This window comes from Dyella sp. KRB-257, from assembly GCF_049445995.1.
Lineage (GTDB): Bacteria > Pseudomonadota > Gammaproteobacteria > Xanthomonadales > Rhodanobacteraceae > Dyella_A.
Map to the genome: position 1 here is coordinate 14,644 of NZ_JBMSDZ010000031.1, position 16,689 is coordinate 31,332.

Annotated in this window: 15 protein-coding genes; 6 read left to right on the forward strand and 9 right to left on the reverse strand. The window is 60.9% G+C overall.

The features are described 5' to 3' along the window. Window positions 1–45: 45 nt before the first annotated feature. The 4 genes from ACO2Q2_RS16125 to ACO2Q2_RS16140 all read right to left on the reverse strand — a co-directional run bounded on the left by ACO2Q2_RS16125 (window position 46) and on the right by ACO2Q2_RS16140 (window position 4,674). On the reverse strand, window positions 46–1,986 hold the full coding sequence (locus tag ACO2Q2_RS16125; RefSeq protein WP_423257226.1) for a DUF3732 domain-containing protein: 1,941 nt from the start codon (window positions 1,984–1,986) through the stop codon (window positions 46–48). Next, on the reverse strand, window positions 1,983–2,471 hold the full coding sequence (locus ACO2Q2_RS16130; RefSeq protein ID WP_423257228.1) for a three component ABC system middle component: 489 nt from the start codon (window positions 2,469–2,471) through the stop codon (window positions 1,983–1,985). The genes ACO2Q2_RS16125 and ACO2Q2_RS16130 overlap by 4 nt, the downstream gene beginning before the upstream one ends. Then, window positions 2,468–3,691, reverse strand: coding sequence for an ABC-three component system protein (locus ACO2Q2_RS16135; RefSeq protein WP_423257230.1), 1,224 nt, complete (start codon window positions 3,689–3,691; stop codon window positions 2,468–2,470). The genes ACO2Q2_RS16130 and ACO2Q2_RS16135 overlap by 4 nt, the downstream gene beginning before the upstream one ends. Window positions 3,692–3,987: 296 nt before the next feature. Then, window positions 3,988–4,674 (reverse strand): hypothetical protein, encoded by a 687-nt coding sequence (locus tag ACO2Q2_RS16140; protein WP_423257232.1) that lies wholly within the window; start codon window positions 4,672–4,674, stop codon window positions 3,988–3,990. Between the two features lie 872 nt (window positions 4,675–5,546). Here ACO2Q2_RS16140 and ACO2Q2_RS16145 point away from each other — a divergent pair. Further along, window positions 5,547–6,032 carry a JAB domain-containing protein gene (locus tag ACO2Q2_RS16145; RefSeq protein WP_423257234.1) on the forward strand — a complete coding sequence of 162 codons (486 nt, stop codon included), beginning with the start codon at window positions 5,547–5,549 and terminating at the stop codon, window positions 6,030–6,032. Between the two features lie 16 nt (window positions 6,033–6,048). Here ACO2Q2_RS16145 and ACO2Q2_RS16150 read toward each other — a convergent pair whose 3' ends face one another. Next, window positions 6,049–6,459, reverse strand: coding sequence for an H-NS family nucleoid-associated regulatory protein (locus tag ACO2Q2_RS16150; RefSeq protein ID WP_423257236.1), 411 nt, complete (start codon window positions 6,457–6,459; stop codon window positions 6,049–6,051). 607 nt (window positions 6,460–7,066) lie between these two features. On the opposite strand from ACO2Q2_RS16150, the gene ACO2Q2_RS16155 reads away from it, so the two are divergent. From ACO2Q2_RS16155 to ACO2Q2_RS16165, 3 genes are all read left to right on the forward strand, one after another. Beyond that, entirely contained in the window at window positions 7,067–7,300 is a 234-nt protein-coding gene (locus ACO2Q2_RS16155) for a hypothetical protein (protein ID WP_423257238.1), read from the forward strand. Between the two features lie 94 nt (window positions 7,301–7,394). Next, the gene (locus ACO2Q2_RS16160; RefSeq protein ID WP_423257240.1) at window positions 7,395–8,072 is read left to right on the forward strand and encodes a DUF6988 family protein; all 678 of its coding nucleotides are present in this window, start codon (window positions 7,395–7,397) and stop codon (window positions 8,070–8,072) included. A 3-nt stretch (window positions 8,073–8,075) separates the two neighbouring features. Next, complete coding sequence (locus ACO2Q2_RS16165; RefSeq protein WP_423257242.1) at window positions 8,076–8,390, forward strand: competence protein CoiA family protein; 315 nt, start codon at window positions 8,076–8,078, stop codon at window positions 8,388–8,390. Here ACO2Q2_RS16165 and ACO2Q2_RS16170 read toward each other — a convergent pair. The 3 genes from ACO2Q2_RS16170 to ACO2Q2_RS16180 form a co-directional block, all read right to left on the reverse strand. After that, a complete protein-coding gene (locus ACO2Q2_RS16170) occupies window positions 8,387–9,688 on the reverse strand; it encodes a hypothetical protein (RefSeq protein ID WP_423257244.1) in 1,302 nt (433 codons plus the stop codon). The two genes, ACO2Q2_RS16165 and ACO2Q2_RS16170, sit on opposite strands and share 4 nt — an antisense overlap. A 291-nt stretch (window positions 9,689–9,979) precedes the next feature. Then, complete coding sequence (locus ACO2Q2_RS16175) at window positions 9,980–10,546, reverse strand: hypothetical protein (protein ID WP_423257246.1); 567 nt, start codon at window positions 10,544–10,546, stop codon at window positions 9,980–9,982. 1 nt (window position 10,547) lies between these two features. Then, complete coding sequence (locus tag ACO2Q2_RS16180; protein ID WP_423257248.1) at window positions 10,548–14,063, reverse strand: AAA domain-containing protein; 3,516 nt, start codon at window positions 14,061–14,063, stop codon at window positions 10,548–10,550. A 220-nt stretch (window positions 14,064–14,283) separates the two neighbouring features. On the opposite strand from ACO2Q2_RS16180, the gene ACO2Q2_RS16185 reads away from it, so the two are divergent. Further along, window positions 14,284–14,670 carry an ATPase gene (locus tag ACO2Q2_RS16185; protein WP_423257250.1) on the forward strand — a complete coding sequence of 129 codons (387 nt, stop codon included), beginning with the start codon at window positions 14,284–14,286 and terminating at the stop codon, window positions 14,668–14,670. Window positions 14,671–14,747: 77 nt separating this feature from the next. Here ACO2Q2_RS16185 and ACO2Q2_RS16190 read toward each other — a convergent pair whose 3' ends face one another. Then, complete coding sequence (locus ACO2Q2_RS16190; RefSeq protein WP_423257252.1) at window positions 14,748–15,092, reverse strand: hypothetical protein; 345 nt, start codon at window positions 15,090–15,092, stop codon at window positions 14,748–14,750. Window positions 15,093–15,637: 545 nt separating this feature from the next. Here ACO2Q2_RS16190 and ACO2Q2_RS16195 point away from each other — a divergent pair. Next, window positions 15,638–16,462, forward strand: a complete 825-nt coding sequence (locus ACO2Q2_RS16195) for a DUF932 domain-containing protein (RefSeq protein WP_423257254.1) — start codon at window positions 15,638–15,640, stop codon at window positions 16,460–16,462. The last annotated feature ends 227 nt before the right edge of the window (window positions 16,463–16,689 follow it).

A 16,689-nucleotide genomic window follows, 5' to 3' on the forward strand; every position in this document is an offset into this window, starting at 1 on the left:
ACGATCTCCATGGTGGCTACGTCCCCGAATGAGCGGGTGTCGTCTCTACGGCCAATCCTCGGGAACCAGTGCAGGCGGTTTGGTCCAGGGCTCTTCTACCAAAGCAGCCTGGAACCACGGCTCCCGGAGGTTCGCGTGCTCGGTGACAATCAACTGGAAGCCGGGGACGTCCTCCTGCGTGAACTTCAGCAACAGTTCGAACAATCGGCGCACCGCATCAAGGTCGGCGTCGGCCTCGGTGTTTTGCACCGAGCCATCAGCGTCCTTATAGACCTGCTCGGACGGAAAGTAGACCTGGGTCGGCTGGTCGATCAGCAGGAAGCGCGGAATCGGACGATTGTTTTGGGCTGCGAACAGATGCAAGGCGAGTAGTGCCGACAGGTGGTAGGCCAAGTGATTTTCACCGCCACCGGTCCGGCCCATAGGAACCGGACGCTCGGGTCGATCGAAGACGATCGTCAGCTGCGGCAGGTTTAGCCGCGCAGGATAGGGGCCAAACTCGGCGTTGAACTTCTGGATGTACCGCGACACCTGTGCCGATATGTTGTTGAGGATCGAGGTCAGGCGTTCGTTGCTGTCGTCGGCACCGATCTGTTCCTCCAGCTGCTTCACTTTGTTGTTGAGGCGACGATTCTCCGCTTCCAGCTTGGCAAGATCCTCGTTCGGGAGGAGCGTTTCCAAGAACAGGCTGATCCGGCCGACTACACGCGCGGCTGCGTTGTTGCGGGTGCCCATCTGGGCGATGACCTCGTTGGCCGAGATCGCTGCGGACAGCTCCGCTTCCTTCTGCTTGATGGTGCCCGCGATCTCGTCTGCCTTGTCGGTCAGCTCGGTCAGGTAGGCTTCGAGTTTCGGGCGCTGGCCGGTGGCGATGCTCAATTCCTTATCGAGCGATGCCAGCTCGTTGAGCAGGACGGTGGCGACCGGGGATTCCAGCGCCAAGTTCCGTTCGCTGAATGGCCATTGCCATTCGCCGCTGTCAGGATTCTTCGGCAACGCCTTGATCGAGGCTAGCCGGTCTATCTGTTCGGCGGCCTCGCTTTCGTAGCCGCCCGCCCGTTTGGCAAATTGACGCGCCGCGTCGATCCTGGTCTGGGTGTCGCGGCGATCCTGTCGCAACTGGCCCAGTTCTTCTTCCAGAAGCGAAACTCGGCTGCCGTCGTCGTCAGGCACCGTTTCAGGCTTCCACGACAGCGTCGATCTCAACGTGTCGATAATGCCGTCGGCATTCGGGTTCACATCGGCGTTGCCGATAGCGCCGACCGTCCTGGCTTCCGAGTAGAGGCCAATGGCCTGTTCGTGCGACGTATCGACGGTATCGCGCGCCTGTTCCAGCTTCTTGTTGCTGATCCTCAAGTCCCGCTGTGCCGTGCGTAGCCTGGATTCCAGTTCGTAGCGGTCGTGGGAAGACACGCCGAGCAGAATCGGCAGCGTGTCGCGGATCGCCTGCGGCTGGAACTGCTCGTTCTGGCGGTAGAAAAGCTGGTCCTTGTTGGCAACCAATCCCTGCTTCTGGAACAGGTAGTAGAGTGTGTGTTTGACGTTCGCATCGTAGCTGTCGCGACTGTGTTCGAGCGCGACATCGGTACGGTTCTCGGGAATGCCGAGTAGGCGCGACAGCAATTCGACGATGCTGTCGTCGTCGGTGTTGACCACCAAGTCCTTGAAATCGGGAGCCTGCAATTGGGCACCCCTTCGCAGCATTGCCGTGCTGCAACTGGCGCCGCCGCTGGGCGGGGTTGGCTTGGCGACCAGTACTTGCTCCTTTTCAAACTGGTAGATCACGGCGAACCAGGCCACCTTGTCGCGGATGACGCCTTCGGGGACGTTGAACGTGGAGCGTCCCATGCAGTATTCGATGATGTCGGAGAGCGCGGACTTGCCGGTGGAGGAGCGACCGGTGATGACGTTGAGCCCGTCCACCTTGAACCGGAGATCACGGCGCTGGCCGTCGTGACTGTAGATGTGGATGGAACGGATCTTCATGGGCGAATTCCGAAAGTCGTGTAAATGGTCGCCCGGTCGGCGATGCGCGCGAACTCCCTTCCGACGACGCGCGCCACTTTCTGGCAGGTGACGGTCTCATCGGTCCCTTTGACGGCTGTGCGCACCTTCCTGGGTACGGTCTGGATGCGACCATCGTCCGCGACGGCGATGCAGCCCCTTTCCATCAGCAGGCCGAATCCTTCGAAGGCATAGGGCAGCATCTGCGTGACCCGGTTGGCGAAGCCCACCATGACTTGCTGGTTCTTCTCCGTGGTCTTGAGCAGGTAACTGCGTGGACTGCCGGCGATCACCTCGCGCGAATCCTTGTGCAGACACAGCGGCAGCACCAGAAGCGACAGCGAGAAGGGCATGCCTCGGGCATCTTCTTCCTCGTAGCCATGCAGGGCGCGGAACAGGACCAAGCCGCAGAAGGCTGGGTTGAACAGGTTCCGAATCTCAAAGGGGCGCTGGTCCCATCGCTTCATGGGGCCACCCCCAGCACCTTGCCGAGACGGTCGAGGAACCTGGGATGCCAGTAGACCCTGGGTTCCGGTGTGGCATCGGCCAGGATGTGGAAGCTGCCGCGAAGGACATAGGGCTCCGTGACTCGCGCGCGGATGCGCAGGGATTCGATCTTCCCGGTTTCGAACTCCGCCCAGTTATAGAGGGTCGCGCCGGCATCGCGAAGCGCATCCTCGGCGCTATCGTCCTTCAGCTTCTCGAAGGCGACATCCTTATAGCGGCTCCACTCGTCGACGAGACGATCCTCATATTCCTCGACTTCTCCAGACACCAGCAGGTTCTCGCGTGCCCAAGCTGATCGTTGCTCGAACGAGCGGTAGTAGTCGAGGATTGCGCTCCTGATCCGGTTGGCGGAAATGCCGGTCTCGCGCAATTGCGCCACGAACAAGCGCGGATCGGTCTCAGTGTCGATCTCGTCGGCGGGCACCTTTCCACGGAAAGTAATGGGGAGGTTGTCCGCCTTGTATTCCTCGGCGAAGTCGGACAGCTTGTCTGAGACTTCGTAACCGAAGATTTCTTCTGCCCTGGCGCCACTGAGCTGCTTGATCACGGCGTCAGTCCACCAGCCTTCCAGCCGTTCGAAGACAAACTCGCGGTGCTCGCGGCGGATGCTTCGCATGTGCTTGTCCCTGATGGTTGCCGGGATGTCACCGATGCGTGGACTGCCGTCGAGGATCAGAATGCGTTCGAGAAAATCCTGCTTCTCGGTATCACTTAGTTCGTTGAACGCCGTGGTGATCGGCGCGATGAGTTGCGACGTCGACTTGGCAAGCGCGGCATCGGCCAACTCGGCCAGCGTGGCCGCATCGCCGGAGGCGACGGGCTGGTTGGGGAGGAGGCGAGCCAGGAACGAGTCGGCCGATACCGTGCCGGTGGTAAACAAGAAAAATCGCAGGTTCGATGCAGCGCGACCATCACGCTTGTACCGCGCGAGCCAGATGTTGACGGACTTCCAGAAGTCGGTCGACAGGCCGGTCAGCCTGTCGCCGACCGCCTTGTGCTTGAGCGAGGCCAGAGACTTGCCACCGCCTCCATCGATGAAATCGAGGTCGTCATCCTTTTCCAGAAAGACGGCGGTGTCCTCGGGCAATTGCAAGAGATGCAGCAGTGCGAGGCGTGCCTGGTAGATGTATCCCAGCCCCTGCTCGCCGGCTGAAAACCTGTCGGTGGATGCCTCGGCCATGCCCAAGTCCTTATGTCCGCTTCGTGTGGCGGGTCCGGCGGCATAGCAGGGGCTGGCGCTGTTTTCGTTGCGCCATGGCGTACTTTACTTCGACTCCCCTGTGACTACGGCCGCAGACCCGATCCCAACGCCTGCCAGTCGTCAGCAATGGTAGCAAATTGGCCAAGCTGGCTTCAGATATGCATTTTCGGTAGCCTTGGCACATCGTTTTCGACTGTGGCTGAATTAGGAGAGCGTGGGGCAGAGCAACACGCCCAGGAACCCGACAGGGGTTTGGTTGAAAATGCAGTCGATCTTCAACTGCAGCATCCTGTTCGACCTTCTTGCAGATGGGATCGGTAGGCATACTCGATCAGATCGCGGACCAGTTCGAGCAAGCCGCTCCACGGTAGGCCATCGAATGGATCGCCATGCGCGAGCGAGTTACGGATCTCAGCGAGAGTTGGTCGGGAAACATTCCCGCTGTTCGATTCGCCATGCGTCGCCCAACTACGGTGCAGCACGGGGATGATGGAGCCGCCGTAGCGCTGCGTGAAGGGAAGCTGGGCATCCGTGAGGCCATCGCCGTCTACCAGGTATTCAAGCAGGTCGTGCAGCATGGGTGCTTGCTTGCGCTTTTGTTTATTGCCCGCCTGCGCGTGTCGTTGGCGGAAGAACCCACCATATCGGTCTGTCAGTGCCAGTTCGAGCGCGGTTAGCGCAACCAGCTCGCCGGCTTTCACGAGGTCTGCGTCCAGCCAAGCCAGCAAGTAGAGTCGCTGGGCGCGACGGAATTTATCGCCGACGATGCGTGGGGCGACCGCATGTAGCCCACGTTCCTCGATGAACGCCTGCCATTCCTGGAAGTGGCGGAAGGGGAGCATGGCGGTCGGATTTCCCGCTTGGGGCCATGGCATAACGAAAGGCGCATCGGCGCGGTCGAGATTGAACGATGCGATGTCGAAAAGAGCCGTTGTATTCATAACCGTTTTATCCATCTGCATGGATCATCAGTGCGATAGCGTCTCGGTGCTCCACCGTCGGGCTCGCGGGCTGTGCCCCGCGCCTCGTGCCGAGTCGCGGCCATACGGCTTTGATCCCTGACGTCTCCAGCCCTCGCGGGCCTGCGCGCTCCGCTTGCCGGCTTTGTAGGTGGCAGGGCGGTCTTGCTGTTTCCCACCGTATCACGGCGTGCTCGCCGTCAAGGGCTTCGCGCCGATGGCGCGTGTGGCTGTGACCACCTTCGATCCCTGACAGCTTGTGTTGCGCCGTGAAGGCTCCGGTTCCGGACAATGCTGCCCGAGCAGCCGGAGCACGATCATGTCGCACATCCTCGTACTCCCGACGCCTCGCCGTTGGTGCATGATGCGCGCGGCGGTTATCTACCGGCGGCCGTCAATCAAACCCTAGTAGCGGCGCGCTAGGCGATTGATCAGAAGATGCAGCGCAGCGCGAATTTGGTTCGCCAGTCGCCGTGAAGGTGTACCTGTCGCGAAGTTGGCAGCCTCAACCACGAGTTGTTTGCAGTCCTGTTTATCGACAACCGCATCAGTCCGCACAAGGTTTCACCAACCCGAGCCACCTGTTTTCACAGTAATGCAGGCATCGGCCGCCCCACCGTCTCACAGCACGTTTGCTCATCGAGATGGATGCGTGCCCCCAACCGACTGATCGCTCACGTCACCCTCGACGGCTCGGTTGCGCTGGATGTGGGCAAGGTTTGCTTCGCGGTCGGCTGACGCAAGGGATGAACCCTCGTCCACTGCGTTCCCGCCCTCCAGCGTCCGCGCGGCGGCCGCTTCCAGGTGCTGCCAGCCTTTTCCCGCTTCGCGTCCCGAGGCCCACGGCGCAATCCGGCGTTGAGGGAGAACAAGACATGAGCATCGCGCGCGACGTCCTGGGGCACTATACGATCACCGGCCCGCAAACGGAGAACGACATCCTTGAGGCTGCGGAGGACATCCTGCGCCGCAAGCTCGAACGGCTCGGCAGCGTGGGCAACCCGAAAGACAGCTCAGACTTCTTGCGGATGAGGCTGGGTGCCCTGAAAGCTGAGCAATTCCACATCATGTGGCTTGACAACCGACATCGCATCCTGGATGTCCAAAAGCTTTTTGACGGCACCGTGGACGGCGCGAGTGTCCACCCGCGGGAGGTCGTGCGAGCAGCACTCAACATCAACGCCAGCGCAGCCATCCTGGCTCACAATCACCCGAGCGGAGTCCCCGAGCCCAGCGCCGCCGACCGCGCCATTACCCACGAATTGCGGGACGTTCTCCAGCTGATCGGCGTGCGGATCCTCGACCACATCGTGGTCGGCGCCACCGAGACAGTGAGCATGGCAAGCCGGGGCCTCATCTGAGGCCCCGCTACTCAGATCACTTGGCCGCCTTCCGGGCGGCCTTTTTTTCTGGCGATTTCTTCGCCGCCGCTTTTGCCGTCGACTTTTTGGCCGGCGTCTTCGAGATCAAGAGCGATTCAGCAGTGACGCCCGATTTCTTGAGGGCTGCCTGGAACCATGCGGGAGACTTTCCATGCCCTGTCCACGTCTGCGATGCATCAGCAGGATTGCGATATTTCGGGACGCCGGCCCCCGCTCGCTTGCCACGTTTGCCGCCACGAGCGGAATAGACGTCTGAAAGTTGAAGACCTGCAGCTTTCAGGATACCGTCAATTTTCGCCTTGACGTTCTGAATGTGTTCCGCGCGAGCGGTTTCCATTCGTGATTGAGCTTGAGCGATCAGCGCCTGGAGTTCTTTCGGTGAGAGTCCATCGAGTTTGACAGCCATCAAATATCCTCATTTATGGTGGTTTGTACCTGCGAGATTAGCGCGAAACCGGGCCAAGCTAGTGCGTCCCCTACGGGCCATGTGTCGGGTACTCCGCACGCGCACTGCGTTGCGCCCATTCCGGCCTGACCCCCTGCGCCTCCGTCGACCTGGGGTCGCCTGCGCGCACTGCTTGCGGGTAGCCCGCTTGTCTGATTCACGAAACAGGTCCCGCGGGCCGGGCAGGGTGGTGGCTACTCTGCGATAGGCTCAACGCCAGTCGAAAACATCACCCATCGGGCATGTGCAGCACGAAGTGGCCTAACCGCAATGGGCCACTGACATCGAATCCGTCGTGAATCGCAGTGCTTCGGTGAGCAGATTGGTCCGGTCAGGAGTGATCGGCACGGAAGCGGGGCGGCAAGAAGCGCTCAGCGTTTCCCGGCGTTGGGGCGGCTGCTCAATCGAGCGACAGTAGCAGTCCGCGACCCGCGCAACCCACAAGGGGTGCTCCACGGTGTTTCGCCCTGCGTTCCTCACCAGCGTTCGTTCCTTCGGTGCTGCAGGTCTTCTCCGGCCCGCTGTCCTGGGCTCGCGCAACCGCGCTACCCAAACCAGGAGAAGCACCATGAGCAAGAACACCGTCCCCAAGACTGCCCCGAAGACCGCCGATCGTCTGGACGCTTTTACCATCCGCGAATTCACCGACAAGGCCACTGGCGAAATCCGCCACGATTGGAACCGCATCGGTGTCGCGTTTCCCAACAACGACGGCAAGGGCTTCCGCGTCGTGCTGACGAGCCTCCCGATCGATGGCGTGGTCGTTCTGCGCAACTACGAGCCGAAGGAAGCCGCGGAGTAATTCGCTTACACCGGACCGGCCCTACGGGGCCGGTTTCGCTTTGTTCGCGGGGAGGGGCGACCCTTTTCAGGGCGCGATCTCATAATATCGAGAAATGACACGACCAGACACAGAATCAGTCGGTGCCAACCCACTTCCTCTTGATGTACAGCTTGAGCGATCCAGGCAACTGGTCACGTGGTTACGCGCATCTGTAGGCCTCATAGGCTTTCCAAAACAGACGCGAGCGATCTTGGTCGCGCCATCGATTCAACTTGCGCTTGCGCACCATGCGGCACTTGTGACCTTGGCTGAAGGTAATCACAGAGCATCCTTGCTGGCGCTTGTTCGTCCCGTATACGAAGCTTATGTTTGGTCGGCGCGGACGCTTCGCATCGCGACCGATGATCAGTTGCGGCTACTGGCGGAGGGCAAGCTGACGACTGGGCTGGAAGCACGAATTCGTGCGCTGGATCGTGCAGGGTTCTTTGACCAGTCCATGCTCACCGATATGAAGCCTTTGATCAGGCGAATGGATGGATTCGTGCATGGGGAATTTGAACACATGCGATATCGCATCCATCGCGATGCCGTGATCGCGCGCTACCCAGATGGCCTGATTGTTGATGCACTCCAAGTGGCCGACCTATTTGCCGTCATGGCCTTATTGGAAGGGCCGGCTATGGCGCCCGATGTCGAGCTCGGAGATCGACTGGACGGTGAATCGAGGATTTTGCTTGGGCTGAGCTCCGGCGAAGGGCGCATCGTGCAAATAGATGATGGGCAGGGATAGGCCGTGGACGTCACCCTCATTCCCTTCGCGCTGCGCGAATCTGACCAGCGGTTCGTTGGCGTAGGCGACGTGGCCGCCGGTCTCGCCTGCGGTTGCATCTGCCCCTCGTGCAAGTCACGCCTGATAGCGCGGAAGGGGGCCATCAAGGTCTGGCACTTCGCCCACGCCAGCCGCGCGGATGGCCAGCACACGGAGACCGATTGCGATTACTCGTGGGCGGTTTCGGTACGGCTCATGGCACGGCAGCTGCTCAGCGATGGGCTCCATCTCGCCGACGTCCCCCGGCTTTTCGTCATCGCTGACGCACCGCCTATCTAAGCTCTTTCTCGAAACCGCTCCGGATCGAAATGCTGCAATATCCGAGTTACTTCAGCCTCAGTGCTTCGCTCCAGGGCAAACAAGTCTCTGACTCGGTTGTAGGCACTAGTGAGATACGTCAATTGTGCTTCCGGGCTCCAGTCTTGGCTTTGCCTGATTTCGCGGGCGTCGTTTCGTCGTGATGGCGTCCGATCGCTTTGCCATTCAGAGAACCACTGAAGATCCCTGACGCCGAAGAGTCCCGCCTCGACCTGGCGGGTCTTCAGCGCTTGAAAGCGGTCCATCACTGCCATTGCCTTGCGCAGCAACTGTGACCACTGCCCGAGCATCGGTTGATCCCTGAGCAAGAGTTGACCCTGATGCTGGGCGATCACGCTGCCATGCAGCATCCAGAATTCGCCCGTATCGGTGAAGAACATGGTCATGTTGGTGGAGGATGCATTACCTGATTCCTGCAGATCAGTGATCCAATAGCGAACGTATCCCTCTGCCGTCGCTCCAAAATTGCCGCTGCTTCCGCTATCGCCTGGCGCTTCGACGCTCTCCGATTGGTTCAGTTTGGCGATGTCAGAAACTGACGGGGCACCATTCTTCCAGCCGGCAGGGATGATCCGCATGAAGGCACGCGGCACGTCCGGCGTCACAATCGTCTCGCGTCGCGCCCCTCCAAAGGCGTCATTGTGTGTCAGGGTATCGCCTGCCGAGGCCCAAATAGAGTAGTTGTCTACCTTCGAAGCAACGCCATCAATTCTGGCTGCAGTCGCCAGGTCTTCGGCACGTTCCTCAAGATTGATCCGCAGGGCTTCCTTGAGTTCTTTGACGAGCTTCGACCGAACCGCTGCGCGGGTTGGTTTGTCAGCAGCTTCATTCAGCACGAACGTGACGACACGCCGTTGGCGAATATCGAAGGGTAGATCTTCCATCTTCGCGCCACTGGCCATGTTCAGGATGCCGATGACGCGCTCCCAGCCAGGTCTGTGCATTGCCCATCCGAGTTCGATCATCACGTTGGGATTCGGCAGCCACTTTCCGTCTGGAGACCGTGCGATGGGGGTGAGGTCAGCGACGAACACGGCCGCATCCGCAATCTTATTGAGGATGGTCGCAGCGATGTCGGCCATGCCACGTTCGCCCTTGGTGTCGTGGTCAATCTCGGGCCGGTCTGCGTCATCAACGCCGATCTCTTCGGCAACTTGAGCGATTGCATCGACCAGGGCTTCGCGGATGAAATGGCGACAGGTCTTGGGCGAATAGTCGCTCTGCCAAGACCAGAATATTTTTGCTGTGTGGCCGGTCATTACTGTCTCATCGTCATGGGAGGGATACCGGTCAGTGACCGTTGTTGAGGCGGCGAAGCAAGGTTCGTGCGGTGATAAGGCCAAGGTGCAGTCGGAATGTGCTGTGATCTTCGTCCGAGAGGCCCGGATGCGAGCCACCGGTATGCAGCATCTTGAACAGGCCGTTCAAATAGTTCTTTCCATCGTTGGTCCATTCGTTCCTGCTTCTCGACAAGAAGCCGCGCTCCGCCAGCCAGGCGCGACGGTCCTCGCTCGAAGGGGTGTGCAGAGTTCGGGTGTTGATGCCTGTGCTTAGTCCAAGGAGGAATGTCGTGGACCCAATTGAAACTCGCGCCGCGCGCAGTTCGTGATCGTGCACTCAAGTTGATTCATGAAGTCCACGAATGCCTGATAGTCGAGCTCACCGTCCTCGGAAAGGATGTGCAAAAAATGCGTCCGGGACCGGGTTCCCGTGGGCTTGAAACCGATTAGCCAATTGGAAAGGTTCAGGAACTCGGTGGCGGCCGAACCAATGTCGTCATAGTAGTAGTCCCCACAGAAATAATGTAAGGAGGTGAGCCAGGCGTTGGCTTCCGCAATGTCGTCATACCAGGTGGTTGGAGCGTCATCCGGCAGCTTGATGAACGTGTTGCTCTTGACGTGTGCTCCCAACGCGCATACTCGGATCAGGTGCTTGACCGCGTTGTGGTAGCAGGTTTGTTTCTGGTCGCGGAGCCATTTGGATTTCTCCTGCGCTTGCTCTCGCAGATACCTGTCGTTCTCTCGGCGTTGGGTGAAATAGTGAGTCAGGAACACTGCTGTCAGGGCGCCGCTGGCGCCGATGGCCGTACCGATGAGGCCTGCGGTAGCCGTGTCCATCTCAGTGTCCCCCCATGTTATTGGATGACAACGACTCGCGTGCCGCGAGGCTCTGGAGCGGCAACAAGTCCATGATGTCGCAGAACAAGGAGCGATTCTTCCAGTCGTTCCTGTCACCAATGACGTAGAAACGCCGTTTGGCCCGAGTCGCCGCCACGTTCAGTAGATTGGGCTCGGACACGGCCCAGTTGCGGGCCCCTGGACCTGACGTATTGCCTCCCAACACCATGATGACGACGGCTGCTTCCTTACCCTGCATGGTATGAATCGTGCCACTCACCATTTTGCTGCGAAGCATGCGCTTGAGGTTCTGCTGGACGGCTCTGAAAGGGGTGATGACGGAGATGTCGTTATCCTCGACGCCATCTTCGCGCAGGCGCGCCAGCAGCTCCTGTAGCGCCTTACCCTCGGCAGGCACCCAGTTGCCTTGGGACGTGCCACCGACATGGATCCACCCGGTCGGCAGGCTGGCGCGTGTTTCCTTGTCCGGTGGTGGTGCGAATGTTCCATACACCATGGCACCGTCGTAGGCGATGCGGTTGGCCAGATCATGCATGGGCTTGTCGCAACGACGGTGCACGACCAGCGGCAACCCTACCCAGACCTTGCTCTGTGCCGGTCCAGCCATGCGACCCCATGCGGTGGCCTCGTCGGCCAGAGTCTGCGCGGATTGCCGATTGGGAAGCCAATGCGCGTCGACGCGGTAGCGGGTACGCATGTGTTCGAGCACCGCATCGGACACCGTGACGATAGGCTTGAGCTGCAGCGGGTCGCCTACTAGCAGCGCACGCCGGGATCGCCACAGTGCGCCGACGGCAGCTTGCGGCGTGGCCTGACCAGCTTCATCCACCAGCAGCCAACCGATCTCGCCGACCCCCAGGGAGCCAAATGAGCGTGCGAATGACGCAAAGGTGCTGCTCAGCACCGGAACCACCATGAACAGTGATGCCCAGGCCGAACGGATCGCTTCGCGGGAGAGGCCCTGAAAGCGGGCACCCGTCAAGATGCCGTTGATCAGGAACAAATTGGAACGCAGCCGAGACGCCTCCAGCTCGAAGAAGGTTCGATGAAGCTTCAGCGCGGCGATGAAGACGCTGGCGCGTGCTTGCCGCCAGCCGCCAACGCGCCAAGGCTCGGCCAGTTCGATGGCGTCGCCGCGGCCGACCGTATCGCCGTGAAGCCAGGCGAGTAGATGGTCTGCCTGGTAGGCCTCGGCGACTACCGTGGCCTCTTGCTGTAGACGCTGTTCCAGAACCCGCTGTCCCCGGATGTCTTCACGCGCGGCGTTCGTCTGGCCTTCTAAGTCTTTCCGCGTGCCATCGAGTTGTTGGACGAGTCGCTGCACCCGCTCGAACTCGAACTTGGCTAGGGTATGTTGGCTCTCCAACCGCTTCCGCACCGTGTTCCAGCTTCGCTGGGTGCCCCACAGGCTGAGCAGCTTGGTCCAGAAGTTCGGCTTGCACGCCTGATGCAACTCGAGCGCCTCAAGACACTGCTGGAACGCAAGGTGGACGGGTGGGCTCTCCTCGGCGTCCAGATGCAGGAGCTGGCGTGTCGTGTCGGCCAGCTTCTTTTCCAGTGCAACAAGCGTCTTGGATGTGTCGCGGATCTTCTGCCTCATCTCGCCGATCCCCTGAATTAGTTCGCGAATGCGAACAGCGTCGGCGCACGTATCTCGGGCCTCGGTTTTGGCGGCTTCGTAGTCGGCGACGGCCTGATACCACAGTTCTTGGCGTTGTTCCGAGGAGCGGGATGCATTGGTTTGGACGCATTCTCCAAGCCAGCCAAAGAAGCCCCGAGGGCTGTCCGCAGTCTCTTGCCCATGAGGTGTCTCGCCCCGCTTGTGGGTTTCGCCGCCCCTTTCCGCATCCATAGAGGGCGAGCCCAATGGAGTATCCATTCCATCGTCGACGTCGTCGCTGGGCTCGACAGCGACCTCGTCTTCGGGTGGAACGCCCGACGAGCCATCCACACTGAAGGGGCGCTTGCCGTAGAAGTAGCGATCCACGAAGGTGCTGCGTCTTGTCTTGCTGCCCAGTGCGCCGGAAATCAGTCCCCAGGCGGGCTTGCCGGCAACCAATGCCCCCAGTTCGGCAAAATGCTCCGCGTCCGGGAGCCAGCTTGCGTCGATCTTGTCTCGCTGCGGCAATTCGAGCGTGACGTTCTCGACGGCGCCATTGTTGGACGAAGCGACCACGATCTCGAACCCATACAAGGCAGGATCGAGCTTGAAGCAAGTTTGTTGCTTGCCGCCGTCATTGGCTACTTCGCGGCCATTTTTGACAAACGCATCGGAGGCGCGGCACAGCGTGGCCAGCGCATCAGCCCGACGGGTGATAATAGAGGCGATCAGGTCGCGCAACAGGGTCGTCTTGCCGGTGCCTGGCGGACCATTGACACCCAATAGACCCTCGCCATCGGCAAGGGTGGACAGAATCGTATTAACGGCCAGTTGTTGGGAGTGCACGAGTCCCAGGTGGTGCTCGCTCGGCCAGCAGCTATCTGCGTAGCCATCAGGCATTAACCGGTCGATCAGCTGCGGAGAAGCATGGTCGTCGTCCATGTGCAGGCGTGTCTGCGGATCGTGCCTGCGAAGGTATTGGTCTAGCGGCCCACTTTTCACGCCTTTCCCGACCTGGTCCGCCACATCGGCCAGATCGGCGAGCAGGAAGCTGTTGAGCGGGTCATCTTCCGGTTCGGATTTGTCCGGCTTTACCGGCTGGGAGCGAAAGCGAAACCGATGGTCGTCCATGTCGCCGAAGAACTCTGCCACGCCGAGAGACTGCACAATCTGTTGCGTCAATTCACGCAGGGCTGCGCCGGATACCGGGTCCTCCATCCGCGCTTTCGTCTCATCGCGGAGGGCTCTTTGAGCCTCTTCGAATCCCCGCGTCCAATCCTTGCCGGTCAGGACCTGGCCCAGAAACCACGCTTCGCTGGAAAGCACGAAGCTGTCCTCGATCATCCGGCCATCCATGTCGAACTTGATGGCGAACAAGGCCGATTCGCGCGCCTGGGGTTCCCGGTAGCCCTGATCGGCGCCGAAGGTCTCCTTGAGCTTGTCGGCCACGAGCCGGCTGTCGTACAAATGGGCATAGAGCGTGTGACTCCAGACCCGTTTCGTGGGCAGTACCTGCTTGCTGACGAGGCTCCCCGACATCCAGGGTAGGGCCGGATGCTGGATGGCCATGTCGTGGATAAACCCTTCATAGGGGCTGCTGCGTGTTGTCAGCTTGGGCGCGGCCTGCGGTTGCAGCAGCTCTACGGCGTGCCAATAGCGGACGATGCTCTCCTGATTCATCCAGTGCTTCCCCTGTATGAGCAAACCTTTTGCCGTCAGCGGTGGGCGTAGTTCCAAAGGGCGATACGCCAAAAAAACCGGCAACACGTTGACGAGGGAGAGGATAGCGACTGAGGCGGTTTGTTCCCAAGGAGTTTCAGGAATTTTCCAAGCATCCGGCGTGCCGCCGTCGGGCTCGCGGGCTGCGCCCCACGCCTCAGGTCGAGTCGTGGCCATCCGGCTTTGATCCCTGACGCCTCCGGCCCTTGGTGGGCCTGCGCGCTCCGCTTGCTGGTGCGGTGGCGGGGAGCGGCCTGCTGTTTTCCGTCACGGTACCACGGCGTTCTCGCCGTCAAGGGCTGCGCGCGGCCGTGGCCGGCTGCGCCCCCTGACGGCTTGCGCTGCGCCGTGCTGGCGACGGTTCCGGGCAATTCCGCCCGTGCAACCGGAGATCGTCATGAATGACAAATCGCACGTTTCCCTCGAACAACACGTTTGCCTGGTCTGCGGCGCTCGCTTCGACACCGGCGCGATCCTGCTGGACAAGCGCCTACGCGCGAGCATGGAGCGCCACACGGCGACAGACTGGGGCATGTGCCCGGAACACCAAAAGCTGTCCGACGATGGCTTTGTTGCGCTGGTCGAATGCGATCCGCAGCGCAGCGGCTCGCCGCTCGGCGCTGATCGTATGAAGCCCGAACAGGCATATCGCACGGGCCGCCTGGCGCACCTGAAGCGCGAGGTGTTCGCTCGCGTATTCAACGTGCCGATCGCGGACAAGCAACCGTGCGTGTTCGTCGAACCCGGCGTCATCGAGCAGTTGCAGTCGATGGTCGCGCACTGACCGCACGCCAATCACGCAGCGCGCCGTCCTTGCGGGCGACGCGCTTTTTTTCTGCTGCGCCGGCTGCCGGTGTGCAGTTACTCGTCTGTCTCGCTGTCAGGCAAATCCAGCTCACTCCACAGCTTGTCGTCGGACAGTTTCTTGTATTCCGGCATCAGGTTTTTAACGAGCGCGGGGGGGGCACCTTCCAGAGCAGACGTGGCAATCAAGGCAAAGCCGCCGCGGTCGAGACGAACCGACACAACCCCAAGGTCTTCGAGTGCATTACGGACGCTGACGACGAAGGAGTCGCGCAGCGTGGTGCGTCCGGAGAGGATGCGAAATGTTTTCTCGCTGACGCGAGCGCGTGTTTTCTCGGATCGCTTGAGCAGAACCGCCAGCCGCAGTGCGACGGTTTCGATGGGAGCGTACTTGGATGGCATAAAAATCCTTTTTTGGGTTTCTAGCGATCCTATTTTAGGATTTATATGAAAAATGTCAAGGAGCGTGAGAAGTCCTTGAGCGTCACCCGGCCTGGCCGGGTCGCGCTGTCGTGCTTCGCATTGAGCCGCCTACGGCGTCTCGCCCCCTTCGGGCTTCCATCGCTGACGCCTACGGCCCGGCTTCCAGCTTCGGGCCTGCGCGCTTCGCTCGCGTGGGGTCTGCGCCAACGCAGCAGCCGTTGCCTGTCGATCCGCCTTTCCTGACTTCATCACCTTGTCCGCGACTGTAGCCCGCGGCCGTAGGCCGTCAAGGCGCGCCGGGCCGTGTCCTCGGCTGTGCCTGCGGGCCGCACCAACCCTGCGCTTGCCTCCTTGACGGCCCCCGTCCGCGCGCTCCTGACCGTCGCGGGCGATGAACTCAGGAAAGACGGTGGCAACGAGGCCGGCCCAGGTCTCCGCGCCAACCCCACCGGAAGTCCAAAGCGGGCTTCGAATCTAGGAATCCGGTGGTGTTTCAACAGCCAACCCTTGTCAGGAGAAAGACCATGCAACTCGCATCCCGTTTCGCTTCCCGTTCCCCGGTGCTGCGCTCGGACTATCCGTTGTCCGACGACCAAATCCGCGCCGTAGCGCCTTCCATCTTCGCGGACGCCCCGCACGAAAGCCGCTCCGAGCGCTACAGCTACATCCCCACCGCCACCGTATTGCAGGAACTGCGCGGCGAAGGTTTCGAGCCGTTCATGGTGTGCCAGACCCGCGTGCGCCATGACGACCGCCGCGAGTACACCAAGCACATGATCCGGCTGCGCCACGCCAGCCAGATCAACGGCCGCGAAGCCAACGAAATCATCCTGTTGAACTCGCACGACGGCACGAGCAGCTATCAGATGCTGGCCGGGATGTTCCGTTTCGTGTGCCAGAACGGCCTCGTTTGCGGCGACACCGTGGCGGACGTGCGCGTACCCCACAAGGGCGACGTCGCCGGGCATGTCATCGAAGGCGCTTATGAAGTCCTGCACGGTTTCGAGCGGGCGCAGGTATCCCGCGATGCCATGCAGGCCATCACGCTGGATGCCGGGGAATCGGAAGTGTTCGCCCGTGCCGCGCTGGCGTTGAAGTACGACGAGGCCACGCCCGCACCCGTCACCGAATCGCAAATCCTGATGCCGCGCCGTCACGACGACAGCCGCCGCGACTTGTGGAGCGTGTTCAACCGCACGCAGGAAAACCTCATCAAAGGCGGCCTTTCCGCCCGCGCCGCGAATGGTCGCCGCCAGACCACGCGCGCCGTGCAGAGCATCGACAACGGCATCCGCCTCAATCGCGCCCTGTGGCTGCTGGCCGATGGCCTGCGCCAGTTGAAAGCCTGATTTCCCACGCGGCAGGGGCAGGCAGCAGCCCTTGCCGCTTCTCTCACTGCTGCATCCCTATCGCTAGGAGTTGTCACCATGAACGCCGTTACCAAAACCGAACCTGATTCCGTGAGCTCGCCCGGTCGGATCCATGCTGCGCTTGGGTTCCGCCCTCATGCCGGGTTCACCCTATGGGTGAAGATGCTGTTTCGACATTCCGCGCACTTCGCGTCGCGCATTTAGCC